Raw genomic sequence first — 20303 nt, 5'->3', positions numbered from 1 at the left:
AAGTATTTAGGAGCGTTCTCAATTAGCCATCAGTACGCCTGTGGTTTGTATTGCTGATAATCCGTCCCGCTTCAATATTGTTTCTTCTACGAAACTCTCCTGGTGTAATCCCCGTCCATTTCTTGAAAGATCGGTGAAACGCACTTAGCTCTTCAAAGCCCATTAGCAGTGCGGCAGAGGTGATGCTGATATCAGATTGGCTCAGGTATTTAATGGCGATATCGCGACGATATTCATCTTTTACCTGCTGATAGGAAGAGCCTTCTTTGACCAGGTGTCGTCGCAGGGTTCTCACGGGGATATCAATCATCTCAGCAACTTCACTGAGTTTTGGAATATCACCGTTTTCCTCACCGCCCAGTAATGAACGCATTTTGGGCGCCAGGCTATGGCTGTCTTGAATAGCCTCTATGTTAAACAGGGCAAACGGACCGGCGCTCAATAACTTTTTAAGGCTTTCAGGTGTTTGTACGACAGGTGCATCAAGGGCGCTGGCATTAATCTGAATAAAATTTTCAGCCTGTTTAAACTGAATTGGGCACTCAAAATGGAAACGGTAATCCATCAGATTCAGCATAGCGGGGCCCATCAGGCTGACGAAGTGTACTTCAAGGTATTGACCGGTAAGCCAGCAGCAGAAGCGATGCCATAGCGCCAGGCTATAGACCATGCGCAGCTGTCGTGAGGAGTTGATTTCGTGACTTTCCAGTCCGTGGTAACCGGCGTGAAGCATGCGGATGCTGGAACCATCATCAGAAAATTCGTAGAGAGGAAGCTCCTTCGGTAGAGTGCCACCAAAAGTGCTGCGTCCGGAAAGGTACTCACTGGCAACATCAAAGGCGTCGCGAAGAGTATTGCACTCTACAAGGGCATAGCACATGGCTTCCAGAGTGCCGGAGGACATTTCGTGATGGCTGTATTTGTTAACTTCACTTTCCAGTAACTGGGAGACCGTCAGATAGAGTTTTCGGAAAGTATCCGGTGTGACATCACTGGAAAGGGTGAGTGAATCATCATCGGCTTGCAGCTCAAGCTGGTTTTCAACGGCCAGTTTCTGGACGTCACAGCCCTTTTCCGCTGCTACCTTGAGCAACGGAACGACGTAATTTACCGGTATCAGATACTCAGTCGTCATTGTCGTTATTCTCTCGGTTGTAAGGGTATTATACCAATTCCACCTTCTAAACATGACCTGCGCAGCCATTTTGATCAGCTGGATCTTCGTTGGAATTCCTCGCAATACCCGAGGGCACAAGTAGCCCGGCTATTACTCGTCATTCCGCCTTGTCCATCTGTCCAAATAGCATGCTCGATATCATATTTAGAAGGCGGAATGGGTATTACTTTTGCCTGTTCTGGATGTTGCAGTCATCGTCCGGGTAAACGATGACTGCCTTATTATTCATAAAATAATCACTGTATTCAGCATGCAGTAAACTATTTTTTGAATAATTTCTTGCTGGGTGCGCCGTTTTCACCGGGCCACATGGAACTGCCAATGGTGTCTGCAAATGGCCAGAATGCTTTGGGGTCCAAAGGCTTATTCAGGGAGATGTTCCGTGCCTTGAAGGTCGGTGTCCAAAGGAATGCTTTTGGCTCGCTCTTCACTGGCAGCAACTGGGCAACCGGATCCCATGGGCTTTCATTCAGCTTCAGAGTGCCTTCAACTTCTTCCATATAAGCCGTGCCATAGCGGCTATAGACCTGGACAACATGAGGAGGGAAGTCAAACTTGTAAGGCATCATATCAACAGCACGGGAATACTTAACCCACCACTCATTGACTTCAAAATCCTGCAGATCTTCGGTGATTTCAACAGGACCTTTTACTTTGCCGCTGAACTCTAGGAAGGTATAACCCTGGTGAGTCACACTGGCTTTGACTTCATCAAAAATCCGGTAGTACTTGGTTTCTGCAAAGAACTTGGGTTGTCCCCAGCGCTCTTTACTGCCTGCGATCGCTGCTTCCTGGTCAATACCTATACCCAGTGTGTATTCGCCTTCCACGCCATCAACGTCTGCAGCAACATTCACCACAACACCGTACTCAGGCTCATTCAGAACCGGGAAGTTGTAGATAATGATTTTAACGGTTGGGTTTTTACCTGGCTCAACACCTGGAGGGAGCAGCTTGGCAATGCATTCTGGATCCGTTTCATAGGAGATTTTGAGCATTGGCCAGTTGATGATATCGCCGGGTCTGCCCATAGTCGGTGCGGGAGTTTGGCTCATGAATTGCCTCTCTTCTTGTTTTTTATTATGAAATGCCGCTTAGCCGTTTTCTTTATGAAGGATGGGCGACATTTTCCGCTCATGGCTGTTTTGCGAGGGTTGCCAGGTTTGAGATCCAATGGCCTGGATATACCCAGAGAAAAATTACGGGACTCACTCTCTTAGAGCGTGACAGCAGTCCCGTATACAGCATGGATTAAGCGGTTGCGAGCAGCTCATCCTTGCGGTTTGCTTCTTCCAGCTCCTGCTCATCGTAGAACTGGTTGAACCACTTACGGTACTGACCGATAGGTCCGTCACCATCGCACAGGATCGGAGTTGGTTTGTAGACTTTGTTTTCCCAGATGGGTACGTCCTGTTGAACCTGATGAACCAGTTCCTGAACAAAACCGTCTGCGTAGATTTTCTTCATATCTGACTGAGCGGTCGGCAGAGTGAAGTTAAAGCGCAGGTGGATGTTCTGGTCATCAACAGGCGTTACGGTTGCCATCAATACCACTTCGAACAGGCGCATGAACTTTTGATACGTCTGACCCGGGCCTACGTTGTAGGACTCAAGGCGAGCGGCTTCTAGGTTGTCACCGGTGTGGTTTACAGAGCCATCTTCTTCTACCGCATGGGTTTGAGCATCGAAAATGGTGCTGCGACGGTGACCTTTCATCTCAACTTCACTTTCGGGCATGAAGGGAACGTTATGGACAGTCACAAAGTGAGCAATATCGGCAGCATTTTCACCGGTTTCCTGAATGATTGACTTGATGTTCCAGTCAAACTTGCGGAACTCGGTCCAGCCTTCAGCACCCACTTCGGGGATAACATCCACTTCCCACATCGGTGCCACTTCTTCTTTCGGATGGTACCAGGCCCAGATCATCTGGTTACGCTCAACCACCGGGTAGCTGCGGATGCATGGCTTGTCTTTAACTTTGGGTGGGATGCGCTTGGCGTAGGGGATATCGGTCAGCATACCTGTGCCATCAAACTTCCAGGCATGGAAAGGACAGCTGACACTTTCGCCTTTCACAATACCACCATGACCCAGGTGAGCACCCAGGTGAGGGCAGTAGGCATCAAGCAGAGCGGCTTCACCGGATTCGGTACGGAACAGAACCAGTTCCTTGCCGAAATACTTAACAGCTTTGACTTCACCGACTTTCAGATCTTCCGAGTATTCCACAGCATACCAGCCAAAAGGAATTGGCTTGTTATAACGCTTGCTCATGGAGTGATTCTCCCAAATCCAGTTTTATTGTTGTTGTCATTCAATCCGCACTCAGGAAACGGCCTTCTGAGAAGAAGATCGAATATCCAGCTTGGTAACTGTTGTAAAATAAGTTACCGCAGTGTAACTTTGCAATCAAGTATCCAAATGAACTGAAAATTGTCACAGATCAAAATTCAGGCAGATTGGTGCTCACATGTCGTAGAAGTGGAAAAACACTTCCAATGTCAGCTTGTCGCTAAGAGCGTGGAGAAAAAAATAATGAAAGACTTCAAAGACAAGGTTGCAGTAATTACCGGTGGTGCCAGCGGCGTTGGTCGTGCCATTGCCCTGTTACTGGGTAAAGAAGGCGCCAAGGTGGTTGTCTCTGATATTGAACCGACGGCTCTGGATAAAACCGTGAGTGAGCTTCAGGCCAATGGTGTTGACAGCTTTGGTTTTCAGGCCGACATCACCAAGCAGGAAAGTCTGGACGCTCTGGCAGAAGCCACCCTGGAAAAATACGGTGAAATGCATCTGGTCTTTGCCAATGCCGGTGTCGGAACCGGTGAGGCTGGTAATATGTGGGGCTATAACATGAATGACTGGGAGTGGGGTTTCCGGGTAAACACCTGGGGTCTCATCAATACCATCAATGCGTTCATGCCAAAGCTGATGGCCCAGAAGCAGGAAGCACATTTTGTTGTGACCGGTTCCGGTAACGGTGCTTACTTTATGTTGCCCCATACCCCAATCTACACGGCTACCAAGGCTGCTGCTCAGGCCATTACTGAAAACCTGTACTTCCAACTGCAGCAGATGAACTCCAAGGTTAAAGTGAACGCACTGTTCCCGGGACCTCACGTGGTTAACACCGGCATCTTTAACTCTGAAAGAAACCGTCCGGAAGATCTGCCTACCGATCCTAACAAGCCGGATTCAGGTATTCACTCTGTTGAAGACATGCGTGCGATCATGGCTCAGTTTAAAATGGAGCTGCAGACCACTGAGCCGGAAGAAGTGGCTGAAACGGCACTTCAGGGAATCCGTGAGAACAAGTTCTGGATTGCCCCAATGACGGACAAAATCCGCACCGCGATTCAGGAGCGTACCGACAATATGCTCAATGGTGTTAACCCGACACCACCTAACGTTATCTAAAACCCCGTTTATAGATAACTATTTTTTGCTTCACAGTTCTGTTGTCTGTGAAGCAAAAATCTCCTCTTAATAAAGAACGGTTTCTGGTACTGTCCTGTGTCAGCGACCATTGTGATTCTTATTTTTTAAGGTTAGTTTATCGCTTTATGAGAGCTCCTCCAGAGTCAGAGCGCATAATCCTATAGAAAAGAGGTTAGATCGTTGACTGTCCAGACAATGGGACGCCGCGAACGTAAGAAGCAGGCGGTAAGGGATAAAATCAGTGAGGAAACCATCGCACTGATCAGACGACAGGGGGTTGACGGTGCAACGGTTGAGGCCATTTGTGAAAAGGCAGATATAGCCAAGAAGACCTTCTATAACTACTATGGCTCAAGACATGAGCTGATGATTGAAATCTGTGATTCAAAAATCCTGGTTCTGAACCAGGAGCTGGTGGAGGCAGCCCTTGGGTCGGGGAAGCCACTTGAAGAGCAGCTGACCTTTATGTTTGATCAGATGAAAACGAATTACACCCATGCAGATCATCTTGAAAAAGAGTTGATCGATTATATGGTCTGTAATTTCCCAAACCACCGAAGCCAGGGTGTGAATCAGCTTAACTTTATGAACAAGTGGTACACGAGGCTTTATGAGCACAACGTTGCCCGACTGAAACCTTCGCTGACGCCCGATTTCTGTGCAGAAGTCACCGTCGCCATGGTTAATGGTCTGACGCTGAACTGGCTGAATGATGAACAGTACAATATTGAAGACCGGTTGGATAAATTGAAGTGTTATCTGATTGATAGTTTTCTTACTGAGCCTGCAGGCATTTGACTCATCAGGAGTACGTAACACTCCTGATTTGTATATTACGCATCAACAGGAATGGAAACTTTTGCTGCGAGTCCGGGCATACAATCACTTAGAACAATTGAGCCATGATGCAAACCAGCTACGGCTTTAGCGAGTGATAGTCCCAACCCTAAGCCGCCATCGGTGCGGCTCTTGTCAACACGATACAGGCGCTCAAATACCCGTTCTTTCTCTTCATCTGGAATACCCGGACCATCATCTTCTACTTTCAACCATGCAACACCGTCTGCTTTATCAAGACCACAGCCAAGAGTAATGCTGCTTCCTTTCGGACAGTAACGCAGGGCATTTTCAATCAGGTTTGCGGCCTGCTGGATCAGTAGCTCTCTATCTCCCTGAATAATAACTGGAGACTCTTCTTTAATGACGTGCAGTGACATTTGCGCATCTTCAGCAACGTCCTGGTAAATCTCTGCCACGGTATCTACGACCTGAGCCAGATCTATCCGGGTAAAGCGGCTTCTTCGTGCACCAGACTCAATCTGGGTTATTCTCAGTAAGGCATCAAAAATAGACGTCAGTCGCTGTGAATCCTCAAGGGCATTATCCAGCTCCCTGGAAAAGGATTCACTTTGGCTGGTATGAGATTGCTCTGCCTCATCCCTCAGTGTCAGCAGGTTATGACGTAAGCGGGTGATTGGTGTTTTCAGTTCATGGGCGATATTGGCCGAAATATCCCGCATGGCAGCAACAGAGCCTTCCAGTCGTGACAGCATCTCATCAATGGAGACGGATATCCTTGCCAGATCATTGTAGGTGTGCTTTTCACCGGTACGTGCTGATAAATGACCTTCCGCAGCCGCATTTAATACCGATTCGATTCGTGAAATTCGCTTCTGACTGTGGCGGCTCAATACCATCACAATGAAGGTTGTGAATATCGAGACCAATATGCCTGCCAGAATAAAGCCTGAAGTCAGAACGGCCAGAATTTCATCGTCTTCGATGGGATCATCATCAATATCGCTGAAATCCCGGTTTTGCCCCTTCACCAGTTCTCTGGATTCTTTGACAATCTCCCGGCTCTGCTTGCCCAGTTCGTAATCCACATACAGAAAAGGTAACTATTCAGCACCCTTCATATAAATCTGGAATTTTCTGATTTTTCGACCATCATCTTATACTCAATTTTTCTAACAAATCTCCAGTATGGAACCAGACTTCCCAGCTACTCCGTTTACCGAAGCTCTCCTTAAAGAGAATGAAGAGCTTCGGACCGAGAATGCGCTTTTACGGGAACGTTGCAGCGAACTGGAAGAAAGGGTTAATAAAAACAGTCAAAACAGTAGTAAGCCACCATCGTCAGATGGTTATCAAAAGCCCAGTAAAAAAGGGAGTGATAAAGGTGATACATCTTCCAAAGAAGCCCCCTGCTCCTCACAGGAAACACCGAACCCCAAAAGCCTTAGACCATCTTCAGGCAATAAACCAGGTGGCCAGAAAGGTCATCAAGGCTCTTGTTTGAGACGTGTCGCCTTACCCGATTATGTCAGGCATCTGAAGGTTGAAAAATGTTGCTGTTGCCAGTCTTCGCTTATCGATATTAAACCCACCAAATACATTGAGCGACAGGTTTTTGATCCAGGTAGACCCGGAGAATTTGAAGTTACCGCGTACTGGGCAGACGTTAAAGTATGTCCTTGTGGTAAACGGAACACCGCTGAGTTTCCCCAAGGAGTGAAAGCCGCTGCTCAATACGGAGAAGTGACTCAGGCAATGGCTGTTCATTTAAACCAGTATCACTTCATCCCATATCACCGGGTGTCTGAGTATTTCAATACTATTTATTGCATGAGTGTCAGCGCAGGCTCTGTTGCCAATTTTGTTGCCTATACCCATGAGAACCTGGCCTCTACTGAGCAGAGTATCCGCGATGCTTTACAAGAAAGTCCGGTTGCAGGAGCGGATGAAACTGGCATGCGGGTTGACGGTTCACTGTGGTGGTTACACATTATGCGAGATGACCAATGGACGCTTTACTACCTCTCAGAAAGGCGAGGTTGTGAAGCAATGGATGCAATGGGCATCCTGCTGACTTTTGCAGGCATTCTGGTTCACGATCATTGGAAGTCCTACTTTGCCTATGCGGCAGTGCATGTGCTTTGTAATGCCCATCATCTGAGAGAGCTTCAGGGAGTTGTCGATAGGGATGCGAATAAGCTGGCTCTGCGGCTGATGAAATTGCTTACGCTCTCCTGGCACTTCTGCAAGAAATACAAAGCAGCCGGTCTGACTCAAATGCCTGGTGCAATACAGCTTCGCATTGAGACGATATACGACCAAATCCTTCAAAGGGCTCTCACGAAGGAAACCGCTTATATGGAAAAACAACGACAGGTGCTTGGACGTAAGAAGGTCAGGAATACCAAGGCCTACAACCTGTTCAAAAGGCTTATTGAGTTTAAGGTTGAAACGTTGCGCTTCATGTCGGACTTTTCAATTCCCTTCGATAACAATGGCAGTGAACGTGATGCCAGGATGGCCAAACTTAAGCAGAAGATCTCAGGCTGCTTCAGAAGCGAAGACGGAGGTACCATGTTTACCCGAATCCGAAGCTATTTATCATCTGCTAAAAAGCAGGGGTTGAACATATTTCAGGCGCTTCTTAAAGCGGTTCGAAATTACAACAATACGCCTTTGCTGGGTGCTGAATAGTTACCAGAAAAGTAACGGAAGCCATCAACACCAGGCTTATGATCGAGACAACGCCAAACATTAAACCCTGTTGAATCGCAGAGCTTTTGAGCCATGTGGGCAGTTGGTTGGGCAGGCGTTTCCATAATGCCGATAAATACAGGCGTATCTCCTGAGTATCAGGAAACTGGAATTTCATGAGTTCACACCTGCCGTCGTTTTATGCTCCAGTTTATAGCCTGCGCCTCGGACGGTCTGAATCAACGTATCGCCAAACGGTTTTTCAAGCTTGTTTCTCAAACGGCTGATGTGTGTTTCTACAACACTGGTCTGAGGGTCAAAGTGAATATCCCAGACATGTTCAAGCAGCATGGTTCTGGTGATTACCCGTCCCGGATGGCGCAGGAAAAGCTCAAGTATACGAAATTCTTTGGGTTGCAAATCCATAGTCTGCCCCTGGCGCATGGCGGAGTGTTCAAACAGGTTGATAACCACATCACCATAGGTCAGCTCAGGCTTTGTCTCGGTTGACTTTAGAATCTGCCGTCTGGACAGTGCAGTGATCCTGGCCAGTAACTCGGAAAATGCAAAAGGCTTGGTCAGGTAGTCATCCCCTCCAGCTTCAAGCCCTTCTACGCGATCATCAACGCCACCCAGTGAGGTAAGAAACAGGATGGGGGTTGCCACCTGGGCAGCCCGAAGCGCCTTTACCAGCGACAGCCCGTCCAGCCCGGGCAGCATGCGGTCAACAACAGCGACATCATACTGCTCTGTCATGCAAAGTGTCAGGGCGTGTTTACCATTATCAACCAGCTCAATCTGATGGCCGGCTTCACGAAGCCCCTTTTCTATAAAACTGCTGAGGCTTACATCGTCCTCTACCAGCAATACCCGCATGACCATGTTCTCTTTTGTATAAGACATCGCTGCGGCTTAGGCCGCAACGATTGGGTTGTTGTTGGGTTCCTGCGTATCAGCTGGTGCTGTGAGATCATTTTTTCGGGTTTTATAGTGCTGCCATTTGGCAATGATCACCGCTGCCACGCCAGCTAATAAACAGGCACCCAGAGTTAACAGCCCCATCATGAAAAACAGGGAGAACGATACCACGCCGGTCACTTCTTTAAGACCATTTTTGCGTATTTTCATGGCTGTTGATCGAATTCGGGACCACAGACCAGATGTTGTTTCAGATGAGTTCATCGAATGACTCCCGCATACCATTGAATGGTTTTCTATTAAGATTTGCTGACAGGTCTGACAGCGTCAATTCTGGTTTCGATGTGCTGACCACGGGCGTTCAACAACTCAATTTCATAAGACACTTGGTTGTGGTCGTCTTCCATTTCCACATGCCATACCTTGCCACCAAACTCAGACTCGGACTGTTGAACCGCCTCTTTCAAGGAGAGGTATTTGCCATTACTGATGCCTGACAGCCACAGGGCGTTTTCAAGCTGGTCATCATGGTCGTTATCGTGACCACTACGGTGATTGCTCAGAATGACTTCACCGCTTTGAGCATCAATAATGGTTTTGATCTCTTCACCGTTTTTATCAGCCAGTTTAATTTCATACACTGCCTGACCCATTTCAACTTCACGTTCTGCCTCAAGTGGTTCTGCGCCGGTATGGTTTCTGGCAATTTCTACCGCTTTAAGCAGAGGCACCGCATCTTCGCTGAGGGACGTAGGTGCATCACCTGCATTGGCTGAACCTATGGCCATCATTGCGCTCATACCGATAAAGGCAGACAGGGCAGCGGATTTAACAATGTTTGACTTTTTCACAGTAACTTCCTCATAACCAGGGTAAACATGACAGGGACATCCCCTGTCGATGTGACCACTTTACCCGGGAAGATTTTCAGGAAGGTTTCCGGAACTATACATTTTTGTAAGATTTGGCGTTGATGGTTAACGTTGTCCTTTACCTGTCCTGAAGCATTTGTCCAGAAGGTAAGAGACAAGGACACCGGTACCTACACCAATACATGATTCAAACAGGCGCAGGCTGGCATTGAGAACCGGGTTTATGTCCGAGACAGTTGAGACAATGATGACGACTGAAATGGTGATTGCTGCCAGCTTAACATGTTGCCCACAGTTGATCCGATAGCAAAGGAGTGAAGCCGCACCAATAAAAATAGCATAGGTAATGGCGTTAAAAGTGAAAAACAGCAGGTAGATTGCAGCAAGAACAGAGCCAATGGCTGAACCGATAATCCTGGTTTTTGCGGTAGAAATACTTTCCTGCACAGTGGCAGGTTCAGACACTATCAATCCCGAGATGACCGCCCATAATCCGCCAATCATGGCCGTTGGCTCGTAGGATAGCCAGCTGAAAACATAGCCTGAAATATAAGCGACAAAGGAGATACTGCTATAACGAACGGTTGAACGAATGGCCATTCGTTCCATACATCAACACCCTGATCATTTTGGGTAATTGAAATATAGTCAATCTGGGAACGATCGAGTGGGGGGGCCTTTAGCACCCCCTTTGAATAGAAAGCTATTTCAGGCAGTGCCTTCTTTCATCTTTTGATGAAGTTCCTTGTAATAGGGCATCGCCTCTTTCATACCACTTTCCGTTGTATAGAGAGGCTCATACCCCAGGTCGCGGCGGGCTTTATCGATGCTGAAAAAATTATCAATACCGATTCTTTCAAGAGCCAGAGTAGACTGAGGTGGTTCGCCGACCTTAAACCACTGGTGTAGTTTCTCCCAGGCTGCGATAACTGTTTTAATGAGCTTATAGGAGATTCGTTTTTTCGGATAAGGGTAACCCAGCTGTTCGACCAGTGGGCGGGAGAACTCCATCATGTTGATGGGGTCTCCATCGTTGATGAAATAAGCCTGACCCGAGGCGTTGCCTCTCTTGCTGAGTTGACTGGCAGCCAGCAGTTTTCCGTGAATCAGGTTGTGTACATACGAGTTATCGAGTCGTGCTTTTCCATCACCTACCAGAGCCTTAAAGGAACCGTTGATCAGCTCCTTGATCAATAGTTTAAACATGGTCTGGTCACCAGGCCCCCAGATACCGCTGGGGCGTATTGCACAGGTATATAGCCCGTTCCGGCCATTTGCCGCCAACACCTGCTGTTCTGCTTTGGCCTTGGTTTCTGTATACAGATCGCGAAAACCATCGACGTAAGGTAGCGCCTCATTACCATTGGCAATGGGTTGACCATTGATAACGACACTGTTGGAACTGGTATAAACCAGTCGTTTAACCCCCTGAGTCAGGCAGGCATCAATAATGTTCTGTGTACCGCCAAGGTTGATGTCATAAGACAGCTTTTTCACCTGCTGACTGACTACTTTGGTTGAACGAATTTCAATAACAGCAGCCGTATGAAAAACCGTATCAACTCCTTCACATACTTTAGTGACCAGTGTTTTATCACAGATATTTCCCTGTACCTTCTCCAGGCCAGGGTGTTCAAGATCACACTCTGCCAGGTCGAATACTCTAACCTGATGCCCCCGGTTAAGAAGCTCTCTGGCAAGATTTTTACCCAGAAAGCCGGCACCACCAGTGACCAGAACTTTACCAAGCTCCACAGGTTCAGGAAGATTATTTTCGGTTGTCATAAGCGAAGTACACTGCTGTCATTATTATTGTTCATGATGAAAATGATGATATCCCCCAATCGGTTACTGGCTTGAGGAAAGAGCATTATCAACTGATTGCTTCTGAGTCATTTTTGTCAATCCCTGCACGTGTCACATACCACATATGGATTACGGGATTCACGAAAGCCCGTCTTGGTGCGGACGAATGTTCCGGTTTCAACAATGGGCGGTATAATACGAATCAATCGATTTCTTATGAATAGGCTTACTCATGGCGTATACGGCAGCCGCATTACACATTCTGGTCAAACATAAAGAGCTGGCTGAAGACATTATTCAACAGCTTAAAAAAGGCGCCAAGTTTGATGTTCTGGCGAAGAAGCACTCTACTTGCCCATCGGGTAAAAAAGGTGGGCACCTGGGAGAGTTCAGGAAAGGTCAGATGGTGCCAGCCTTTGACAAGGTCTGCTTTACCGGTGAGTTGCTGACCCCTCATCTGGTGAAAACCAAATTCGGCTGGCATGTGGTCAAGGTGCTTTATCGAACCTAGAACGTGTTTATTCTAAGCTTCTGTTTTATTGCTTCAACCAACTCTGGAAACTGCTTTCCTCCTGAGTCGCTGCCCATAAAGTGCCCCCGGTCTTTGAATTCGAAATAGTCCGGGGTCAGCTGATCACGGACATATCGGGCTTCGTCCACTGGAATCAAATAGTCATCTTCTGAGTGAAACTGGATGATCCACTGTTGGTTTGCTTTAATGGCATCCCACTGCCAGGGAGCTTCATAAAAACCACTGGCTTTTTCATTGGGGTCACCAAGGTCCGTGTGGCAGGCAGAAACCAGAACGCTGCCAATCAGTGAATGGCTCTCTGCATAGCGCATAGCGGCCAAGGCTCCCGACGAGTGACCAATTAGAATCGCATTATTGTCACCTGCGAGGTGTTTTTCCATAAACTCAAGCCATACGTTCTGATGAGCGATGACATTATCCGGAAAGGTTTCAAGGATGACTTCTAGCCCAAGAGCAGAAAGCCCTCTGGCGGCGGACTGGTACCAATGATGGGAGGCGGTACACCCCCCATTACCGTGGATAAAAAGAACTTTCATCGTTTTTTCCAGCGATTGGATGCTTCCGTTCACTGTAGCTTGTTTATTCTGGGTAGAGTTTACCCAGCTCCGGATTTGTTTCCTTTTCCGTTTTCTTTGCTCTGACGCTTCTGCACTCATCCATCAAGTTATATAAAAGCGTTTCTGTGTCCGCCGTATTGGTCTGAGCCGAATAGAGACTCCCAGAGAGTTCGTTACAGATGGTTTTGAGCTTGCTGGAGCCAATCAGGTTCAGGCAGTCAGTCAAACAGGTTGATTCTGAGTGGTTAGGATACATTGTGCTTGTGAAAGTATGGCTCCAGTTTTGAAGTTCACTCAGTGCAAGACGCACATTTTTCTGCTGACAGGCCGATTCCAAGCGGGCAAATGCATCCGCCTCCTGCAGAGGGCTTTCAGGTGATTGAAGTGCATCGTTTGCTTTTTCACGATAATCGCGCGGTTTATTTTTGTTTGATTTAAATCTCCAGAACCCCAGAGTTACCAGCCATAGCAATAGGAAAAGCGCCGTTAAAAACTGCCATAAGCGAAGGGTGTTCTCATTTGGCTGGCTGGCAATAACTGCAGGATGAGAACTGTCATCCGTTTTTTTTACGTCCAGGTCTTCTGGTGGAGCGACTGCAACAGTGGATGTTTGTTCAGAAACTTTAGGGTCTGGAGCCACATGGAGTGTGATAGCTGGCAGCTTTGCGGTATTAACTTCTCCATTGGTAGTATCAAACCAGATGTATTCGACAGCAGGAAGGGTAATGGTTCCCGACTGGGTTGGAATCATGGCGATGGAGTCCGTTCGCTGCCCCTGGATCCCGTTGCGCGTTTCGCGGTCTTCAGTACCGGACTTATCTGGATAGCTGTTAACGCCTGATGGTTGTGACATTAGTATAGGAGGTAGTTGCGCGGCAGTAAGACCATCTGCTTTGATCGTAATAGTGCGTGTGATGGCATCACCAACTTTCAACGTACTAAGTGGCTGGCTCCACTTCTCCTGAATGGTCAGGTTTTTAGCAGGGAGCCAGGTTTCTTTTGATGGGTAGCTCTCAGGCTGTGGCTTTACTTCAATTCTGATTTCAGGTGACCGTGCAATGACCGGTTTGCCACTGTTGGAAAATAGACTGGCAAATGGGTCGCGGGATTCCACCGCAACCCCGGTGAAGGTTAGTGAAGGAATCACCATGTCTCCCACTGCCTGAGGGTGAATTGAGAATTTCAGTTCAATACCCAGGTAGCGAATTCCATCAATGATTGTATCAAACTGCCGGGTTTCGCCCAGTTGTTGTATGAGGGCATCGTCAATATCAAGAGCGCTTAGGCTTTTATTATCGTAAAGCTGAACACTGAAGAAAATCTGCAGAGTTAATATCAACTCCTGTTGAACATAGATACTCTCACTGCTTACTTCCGCTTTCATAAACAGCGGGCTGGAATCATTTCCTGGTTGATCTTCCTGCTTGTCACTGACTTTAATGGTGATCGGCTCAGATTCCTGGTCACCTAACTTGATGGGGGGAATGATCAGAGTGCCCTGCTGTTTTGGGGTCAGGGTAATGACCCAGTCACGAGCGTACTCCCATTTACCGTTGATGTTATTGGTTTTGCTCTGCTGTCGGGTACCCAACACATCAAAACTCCACTCCAGCGGTGATAAATCTGGTACATCACTGCTATTCACATCCGTATGAAGGGTGAGTTCAAGCGTTTCATGGCTGGCAATAACGGTTTTATTGACGCTGGCTGTAAAAGCCGCATTGGCCAAAAGGGGCATCAGCAGGCCAGTCAGGAGGAGCGGACGAATGCTCAATAGCAGGTTTCTGGCTCGTTTCATTAAGTATCTAGCAGTATGGTTTGTCATGATACGAGTGACTGTTTGATAAAAACAGGATAATAAAAAGGTTAGTGGTTGCCAGAGTGTTCGAGGGGTTACCATGATGTTCCGTCCCTCATGTTTTGTTGTTGAGCTCGTTGCTGTTGTAAAAATTTTCTACGTAATAAGCCACCCGGATCATCAGGAATGGTTCTCAACCAGCTCTCTATTGCCTGTTGCTCAGGAGAGAGTGGCTGTTCATCAGAAGGCTCAGCAATAGACTGTCTGGCTTGCTCACTGGAGTTGTCTGGTTCGTCTGAATCTGATTGTTGAGCAGTATGTGTGGGGTTTTCTTCTGATGATTCCTGCGAAGGTTCACTCTGGTTTGGCTGTTGGCTTTTATTGTTGGCAGTGCTGTTTTGATTGGGTGCATGCTGAGCCTGATGCTCAGACTCCCGTTCAGAGGCATTTTCTGTGTTACTTGAATTCTGCCTGTCCTTCTGGTTTTCAACGTCAGAATTTTGGGGGCGGTTACCCGTATTGTTGTCCTGTTCTCCATCACCGCCCTGTGACTGCTGGCTGTTTTCATTTTGAGTTCTCTGCTGATCCTGGCCACTGCTATTCTGCTCACTTTGTTGTTGAGACGACTTATTTTGCTGATCTTGAGAAGAACGTTGATTCAACAGTTGTTCAACCAGGTTACGATTGAATTTTGCATCCTCCATATCAGGGGCTTGAATGATTGCCTGGTCATACGCTTTCAGTGCTTCCTGAAGCTTGCCGGCCTTTGCCAGTGCATTAGCACGGTTATAATCGTCACTTGCACTCTTATCTTCGCTACCCTGGGTGCTTAAAAGTGAGGCGGCTTCCTCAAACTGCTGATTCTGGAACAGGGCTTCTGATTTCCAGGAAGGGTCAGCAAACAGGGTTGATGCCAGCTCTGGGTTACCTGCCTGAAGTGCTTTCTGTCCCTGTTGATCCCTGGTCTGCCAGAGGTCATCCCAGTTGAATGCTCTGGCATCTTGAGCCATTGGCAGTGATACAATCATCACAGCAATCAACCATCCCCTGCGGAAACTGAACAGTGCCAGAGGCAGTAACAGCCAGACCAGCCAGTAACCGGCATCATGCCATTGTTCAAGCTCCTGGTCGGTCGACTCGTGTTCGGAAAGTAGCGGTTTATCACTGGTCATGGGTACTAGCGTTTTAAGGTCTGTATCCGCCAGAGTCATCGTTTGGTAACGTCCTCCATTAGCTCGGGCCAATGCCTGTAGGCGGCTCTGCTCCAACTGTGGAACAACAATGGTTCCCTCATCATCCTTAAGATACCCACCTTCGGGGAGTGGAATCGGGGCTCCCTGCTCGGTGCCCGTTCCAAGAATAGAAAGGCGAAGGGCGCTGCCTTTTAGTAAGTTGGTTATTTTTTCTGCCTGAGCTTCAGAGACGGAACCTGTAATCAAGAGAATATCTCCGGGCTTATTGCTCCCCTGTATTATCAAGTCTCTGGCCAGTTTTACTGCTTCAACAGGGTTATTGCCCTGGACAGGCATAAGGTCAGGGCTTAGCGCTTTAACCAGATTGTTCAGTGTGCGACTGTCGTCCGTTAAGGGCGCAACTGTGTGTGCTGATCCCGCATAGGCAACCAGCGCGGAAAGTCCTTCGCTTCGCTGATTGAACAGATCCTGCAGTTTAAACCGGACCCGGGTAAGCCGGTTTGGCGAGAGGTCTGCGGCGTACATATTCAAAGAAAGGTCTACAGCAACTGCCAGAGGGTGTTGGCTTTTACTGATCGGGACAGGATGCTTAACCCAGGTGGGACCTGCCATTGCCAGGCAGGTGAAAGCCCAGCCAGACATAATCAGTATCAGTGGCCAGCGAACTGGCTTTTTATATTCACCCTCCAGTAACCAGGGAAGCAGTTCTGGAGCAATGACGTTTGTCCAGCTTCCCAGGGCTTTGTGTTGTTTCCATAGAAGCGCTGCCAGAATAAAGCAGGGCAGCAGCATAAGAAGCCAGAGTGGCCTTAGAAAATGAAACTGAGAAATTAACTCCATCATTATCGGCCTCTCCATTTAGCCGCATTGCTTACATTGGCTTCACCGCTTTGGGGTAATAGGTTTGCTGGCATAAGCCTAATGAGAGCAGGTATCAGGCTGAGAAGCAGCGCCAGACCCAGGGGCCAGAAGAAGAGGTTTTTACTGGGGCGGAAAACGTCTTCTTCCTGCATCGTAGGCTCAAGTTGATCCAGCAGTGCATAAATTTTGTCGAGTTCCTCAACATTGCGAGCCCGGAAGTACTGACCTCCCGTCAGCTCTGCCATTTCCTTCAGCGTTTTTTCATCCAGATCAGCGGATGGGTTAATCCGGTGAGCACCAAAAAAACTGCGTTCAATCATCTCATCGGCTCCCAGACCAATGGAGTAGATTTTGATCTGCTCTTCTTTTGCAATCTGGGCAGCCTGTAATGGTGAAATCTCTCCAGCCGTATTCGCACCATCGGTGAGGAGAATAAGTACCCGGCTGTCTTCGGGCCGCTTGCGTAAATGCTTGACTGCAAGGCCTAGTGCATCACCGATGGCTGTTTTATTGCCTGCCATACCGATACCGGACTCATTCATCAGTGTTTTTAGGGTTTGTCGGTCGAAGGTCAGGGGTGTCTGGAGGTAGGCCTGAGAGCCAAACAAAATCAGTCCAAGCCGGTCACCCCGGCGACGCTCTATAAAGTCATTCATTACGGATTTTGTGGCAGACAGTCGATCAACCTGGCGCCCGTTAAGAACCATGTCATTGATTTCCATACTACCCGAGAGGTCAACGGCCATCATCAAGTCACGGCCGCTGTTCTGGTATTCAACCGGCTCTCCAAGCCATACCGGTTTGCTGGCAGACATCAGAAGCAGAGCCCATATTAGCCAGAGCATGAACAGACGGGCTTTTGGTGTTGGTGTTTTCTCTGTGCCTTGAGAGCCAACCATTGATGACAACTCCCGGTAAAAGGGAATGTGTAGAGCTGAGCCATTACCACTGCTGGCGGGTTTAATAAACCAATAAACCAGCAGAGGTAACGGCAGTGCGATCAGAATCCAGGGCAATTCAAGCTCAAGCATGGTGCTTTTTTATCCATCGCCGGGTCAGTGTAAAAATATCTTCAGCGGACAGTGAAGAATTAGGGTTATAGCGGTCATTATTGAATGCACTGTGGTTGAGAAATTCAGGCGTTCCACCTGTTTCAGCCAGAAATTGGCACCAGTGGTCACCGCTCAGGCTGGCTACCTCTTTTTGTGGGAAAGCCCGAAGAGCCACTTTTTTCAAGATCACGTTGCAGTCCTGTGCAAAACGAACGGGTGTCTGATGCTCCTGATAGTCAGCCAAAGCCTTTTGAGTTTCCTGCAGTGCAACGGTGCGATAACGCTTTTTTCTCCAGCGACGAACGGCGTGTAAAGTCAGAAACGTGATTAAGGCGACCACGATTATTGTCAGTACCCACCAACCAATAGCGGGAGGCCAGAAACCAACTGGGTCAGGCAGATGATTAGGGCGGAGCTGGTCTAATGGGGTTAGCATTTCCATGACTACTCCAGATGGTTAACCCTGACCCCATAAAGGCTCAGAAGCTGCTGTGCGGAAGGTTGTGCTGCGGTTATCTGTAACAACGGAATTCGAAAACGTGAAAGCATACTTTGCAGTTGTTCATTTTTTGCATGGTAGTGCTGCTGAAACTGCTGACGGAGTGGTTGGAGTCTGGTATTGATCGTCAGGTTGTGCATTCCATCCGTTACGCAATACTGATTTGGGATAGGGAGTTCCTGCTCCAGCGGGTCACTTACCTTGATGGCCATCAATTCTGTATGTCGGGCAAGTTGGGACAGATGCTGCTCAGCTTCGTCATTTACATGGTGGAAGTCACTGATCAGAAAGATCTGTGTACCCGGGTGAGCAACGCGACGGGCATGTCTGAGCGTTCTGGTTAACCCATGTTCGGCATCCAGGCTGGGTACAGATGCAGCCCGGAGTTTAAGGTTCATTTTTTCGGTCTGATTCAGCCAGTGCATCAGGGTTTTTCTTGAGCGTTTCGGTCGTGTCTCCTGAAGCTCCTGTTCATTAAAAATGACACCACCGATACGATCACCGTGGTTTAGTGTTGCCCAGGCGATCAGAGCCGATATTTCAGCGGCAGTCACGGACTTGAAGTTGAGTCTGCTGCCGAAAAACATGGAGTGGCTCTGATCCAGTAGTACCATCACAGGCCTTTCACGCTCCTCCTGAAAGACCTTGGTATGGGGTTTCATTCGTCTGGCGGTAACACGCCAGTCAATGGATCGGATATCATCGCCAAACTGGTAGGCTCTGACTTCTTCAAAATCGACGCCTCTTCCTTTAAAAGGAGAGCGAGCGTTTCCGAGCATCTGCTGATGGCTTCGTCCAGGCTGAAACAATGGCAGGTCCTTAGCTTGAAGTCGCAGGTTGACCAGGCTCTGCAATGTACAATAGGCACCACTCATAGCTCTTCCTAGGCTACAGGCACCAGTTTCAATAACTGGCTGATAATCTGGTCTGCATCTTTTCCTTCTGCTTCAGCCTCAAAGGTCAATAGCAGTCGGTGGCGGAGAACATCATGGGCAACGGCCTGAACATCGTCAGGGCTGACAAAGTCACGACTGTCAAGCCAGGCATGGGCTCTTGCACAGCGATCCAGGGCAATAGTACCCCTTGGGCTAGCCCCGTACTCTAACCAGCCTGCCAGCTGATCACTGTATAGTTTGGGGTTGCGACTGGCATGAATGAATTGAACAATATACTCCTCCACCGATGGCTCCATATGAACAGCCAGTATTTCCTGACGGGCCTGAAGAATTTCTTCCTGTTTCAGTGGGTTCTGGGGTCGTTCAATGAGGGAATGCATGGCTTCCCCTCTGGCCAGCTTCAATATGGCGCGTTCTGCGTCAACGTCAGGGTAACTGACGCGGACATGCATTATAAAACGGTCTAGTTGAGCCTCTGGTAAGGGGTAAGTCCCTTCCTGTTCGATAGGATTCTGGGTGGCCATGACCATGAAAACATCCGGAAGTGGATAAGTTTTCTGCCCAACACTGACCTGACGCTCAGCCATGGCTTCCAGTAACGATGATTGAACCTTGGCCGGGGCACGGTTGATCTCATCAGCAAGAATCAGGTTGTGGAAGATGGGACCCGGTTGAAAACGGAAGCTGCCATCTTCAGGTAAGTAAATGTCTGTGCCGGTGACGTCGGCAGGTAGTAGGTCAGGTGTAAACTGAATTCTGTGAAAGTCGGCATCAATACCATCCGATAGAGCTTTCACTGCCCTGGTCTTCGCCAGCCCTGGTGCACCTTCAACCAACAGGTGTCCATCCGCAAGCAAGGAGATTAACAGTCGGTTAACCAAGTGCTCCTGACCGATAATGGTGCTGTAAAGGTAGTTTTTCAGCTGACTGAATTGTGTAAAACAGTGGCTTGTCGACATTCTATCTGAACCCGAAAATCTGTCTGCGTCTTTTTTAAAAGGGAGTATGAGAAAGGTCAGGACACCTCTCCACCAGAAAGCTTCTGACACATTCCGATCTAAACATGAAATTCTACAAGTCATTTTGACTATTTATAAGCCCCATTCCCTAGGCTTGGCGAATGCTTTACGGATATAAGTCTTAATTTTGACAGTGCTGTTTAATATAGGTTCATGAAGGCCGATGGTCTAGTACAAGGATTTTACTTTTTAA

At 48.0% G+C, this 20303-nt stretch carries 20 protein-coding genes; 4 read left to right on the top strand and 16 right to left on the bottom strand.

Annotation, left to right across the window (positions count from 1 at the left end):
• Nucleotides 1–22 precede the first annotated feature (22 nt).
• The 3 genes from ACOCLE_RS10635 to ACOCLE_RS10625 all read right to left on the bottom strand — a co-directional run bounded on the left by ACOCLE_RS10635 (nt 23) and on the right by ACOCLE_RS10625 (nt 3454).
• Entirely contained in the window at nt 23–1135 is a 1113-nt protein-coding gene (locus ACOCLE_RS10635; RefSeq protein ID WP_419536680.1) for a helix-turn-helix domain-containing protein, read from the bottom strand.
• Nucleotides 1136–1437: 302 nt separating this feature from the next.
• The gene (locus tag ACOCLE_RS10630) at nt 1438–2232 is read right to left on the bottom strand and encodes an acetoacetate decarboxylase family protein (protein WP_419536679.1); all 795 of its coding nucleotides are present in this window, start codon (nt 2230–2232) and stop codon (nt 1438–1440) included.
• A gap of 196 nt (nt 2233–2428) precedes the next feature.
• Nucleotides 2429–3454: a Rieske 2Fe-2S domain-containing protein gene (locus tag ACOCLE_RS10625; protein ID WP_419536678.1), complete on the bottom strand. Its 1026-nt coding sequence runs from the start codon at nt 3452–3454 to the stop codon at nt 2429–2431.
• 261 nt (nt 3455–3715) lie between these two features.
• Between ACOCLE_RS10625 and ACOCLE_RS10620 the strand changes: the two genes are divergently transcribed.
• On the top strand, nt 3716–4594 hold the full coding sequence (locus ACOCLE_RS10620) for an SDR family NAD(P)-dependent oxidoreductase (protein WP_419536677.1): 879 nt from the start codon (nt 3716–3718) through the stop codon (nt 4592–4594).
• Nucleotides 4595–4795: 201 nt separating this feature from the next.
• Nucleotides 4796–5413: a TetR/AcrR family transcriptional regulator gene (locus ACOCLE_RS10615; protein ID WP_419536676.1), complete on the top strand. Its 618-nt coding sequence runs from the start codon at nt 4796–4798 to the stop codon at nt 5411–5413.
• A gap of 35 nt (nt 5414–5448) precedes the next feature.
• Here ACOCLE_RS10615 and ACOCLE_RS10610 read toward each other — a convergent pair whose 3' ends face one another.
• A complete protein-coding gene (locus tag ACOCLE_RS10610; RefSeq protein ID WP_419536675.1) occupies nt 5449–6501 on the bottom strand; it encodes a sensor histidine kinase in 1053 nt (350 codons plus the stop codon).
• A 100-nt stretch (nt 6502–6601) separates the two neighbouring features.
• Here ACOCLE_RS10610 and tnpC point away from each other — a divergent pair, with 100 nt between their 5' ends.
• Nucleotides 6602–8107, top strand: coding sequence for an IS66 family transposase (tnpC, locus tag ACOCLE_RS10605; protein ID WP_419532963.1), 1506 nt, complete (start codon nt 6602–6604; stop codon nt 8105–8107).
• 174 nt (nt 8108–8281) lie between these two features.
• On the opposite strand, the gene ACOCLE_RS10600 is transcribed toward tnpC, so the two are convergent.
• The 5 genes from ACOCLE_RS10600 to ACOCLE_RS10580 form a co-directional block, all read right to left on the bottom strand.
• A complete protein-coding gene (locus ACOCLE_RS10600) occupies nt 8282–9010 on the bottom strand; it encodes a response regulator transcription factor (RefSeq protein WP_419536674.1) in 729 nt (242 codons plus the stop codon).
• A 9-nt stretch (nt 9011–9019) separates the two neighbouring features.
• Nucleotides 9020–9289: a hypothetical protein gene (locus ACOCLE_RS10595; RefSeq protein WP_419536673.1), complete on the bottom strand. Its 270-nt coding sequence runs from the start codon at nt 9287–9289 to the stop codon at nt 9020–9022.
• A gap of 35 nt (nt 9290–9324) precedes the next feature.
• Complete coding sequence (locus tag ACOCLE_RS10590) at nt 9325–9876, bottom strand: PepSY domain-containing protein (protein WP_419536672.1); 552 nt, start codon at nt 9874–9876, stop codon at nt 9325–9327.
• Nucleotides 9877–10002: 126 nt separating this feature from the next.
• Entirely contained in the window at nt 10003–10506 is a 504-nt protein-coding gene (locus tag ACOCLE_RS10585) for an FUSC family protein (RefSeq protein ID WP_419536671.1), read from the bottom strand.
• Nucleotides 10507–10605: 99 nt separating this feature from the next.
• Nucleotides 10606–11682 (bottom strand): NAD-dependent epimerase/dehydratase family protein, encoded by a 1077-nt coding sequence (locus tag ACOCLE_RS10580; RefSeq protein ID WP_419536670.1) that lies wholly within the window; start codon nt 11680–11682, stop codon nt 10606–10608.
• Between the two features lie 253 nt (nt 11683–11935).
• On the opposite strand from ACOCLE_RS10580, the gene ppiC reads away from it, so the two are divergent.
• Complete coding sequence (gene ppiC, locus ACOCLE_RS10575; RefSeq protein ID WP_419536669.1) at nt 11936–12214, top strand: peptidylprolyl isomerase PpiC; 279 nt, start codon at nt 11936–11938, stop codon at nt 12212–12214.
• Here ppiC and ACOCLE_RS10570 read toward each other — a convergent pair.
• The 7 genes from ACOCLE_RS10570 to ACOCLE_RS10540 form a co-directional block, all read right to left on the bottom strand.
• Entirely contained in the window at nt 12211–12771 is a 561-nt protein-coding gene (locus ACOCLE_RS10570; protein ID WP_419536668.1) for an RBBP9/YdeN family alpha/beta hydrolase, read from the bottom strand. The two genes, ppiC and ACOCLE_RS10570, sit on opposite strands and share 4 nt — an antisense overlap.
• A gap of 43 nt (nt 12772–12814) precedes the next feature.
• On the bottom strand, nt 12815–14590 hold the full coding sequence (locus ACOCLE_RS10565) for a BatD family protein (RefSeq protein ID WP_419536667.1): 1776 nt from the start codon (nt 14588–14590) through the stop codon (nt 12815–12817).
• A gap of 95 nt (nt 14591–14685) precedes the next feature.
• Nucleotides 14686–16626: a VWA domain-containing protein gene (locus tag ACOCLE_RS10560; protein WP_419536666.1), complete on the bottom strand. Its 1941-nt coding sequence runs from the start codon at nt 16624–16626 to the stop codon at nt 14686–14688.
• Nucleotides 16626–17675 (bottom strand): vWA domain-containing protein, encoded by a 1050-nt coding sequence (locus tag ACOCLE_RS10555; protein WP_419536665.1) that lies wholly within the window; start codon nt 17673–17675, stop codon nt 16626–16628. Before ACOCLE_RS10555 ends, ACOCLE_RS10560 begins: the two co-directional genes overlap by 1 nt.
• Nucleotides 17668–18138 (bottom strand): DUF4381 domain-containing protein, encoded by a 471-nt coding sequence (locus ACOCLE_RS10550; protein ID WP_419536664.1) that lies wholly within the window; start codon nt 18136–18138, stop codon nt 17668–17670. The genes ACOCLE_RS10555 and ACOCLE_RS10550 overlap by 8 nt, the downstream gene beginning before the upstream one ends.
• Before the next feature lie 2 nt (nt 18139–18140).
• Complete coding sequence (locus tag ACOCLE_RS10545; protein WP_419536663.1) at nt 18141–19070, bottom strand: DUF58 domain-containing protein; 930 nt, start codon at nt 19068–19070, stop codon at nt 18141–18143.
• 8 nt (nt 19071–19078) lie between these two features.
• Nucleotides 19079–20050: an AAA family ATPase gene (locus ACOCLE_RS10540; RefSeq protein ID WP_419536662.1), complete on the bottom strand. Its 972-nt coding sequence runs from the start codon at nt 20048–20050 to the stop codon at nt 19079–19081.
• Nucleotides 20051–20303 lie beyond the last annotated feature (253 nt).

Origin of the sequence: Endozoicomonas sp. (assembly GCF_965196975.1) — a bacterium.
In the GTDB taxonomy this organism is placed as follows: domain Bacteria; phylum Pseudomonadota; class Gammaproteobacteria; order Pseudomonadales; family Endozoicomonadaceae; genus Endozoicomonas.
The sequence above is the reverse complement of the archived record's forward strand: the minus strand, read 5'-3'. Positions and strand labels throughout refer to the sequence as shown.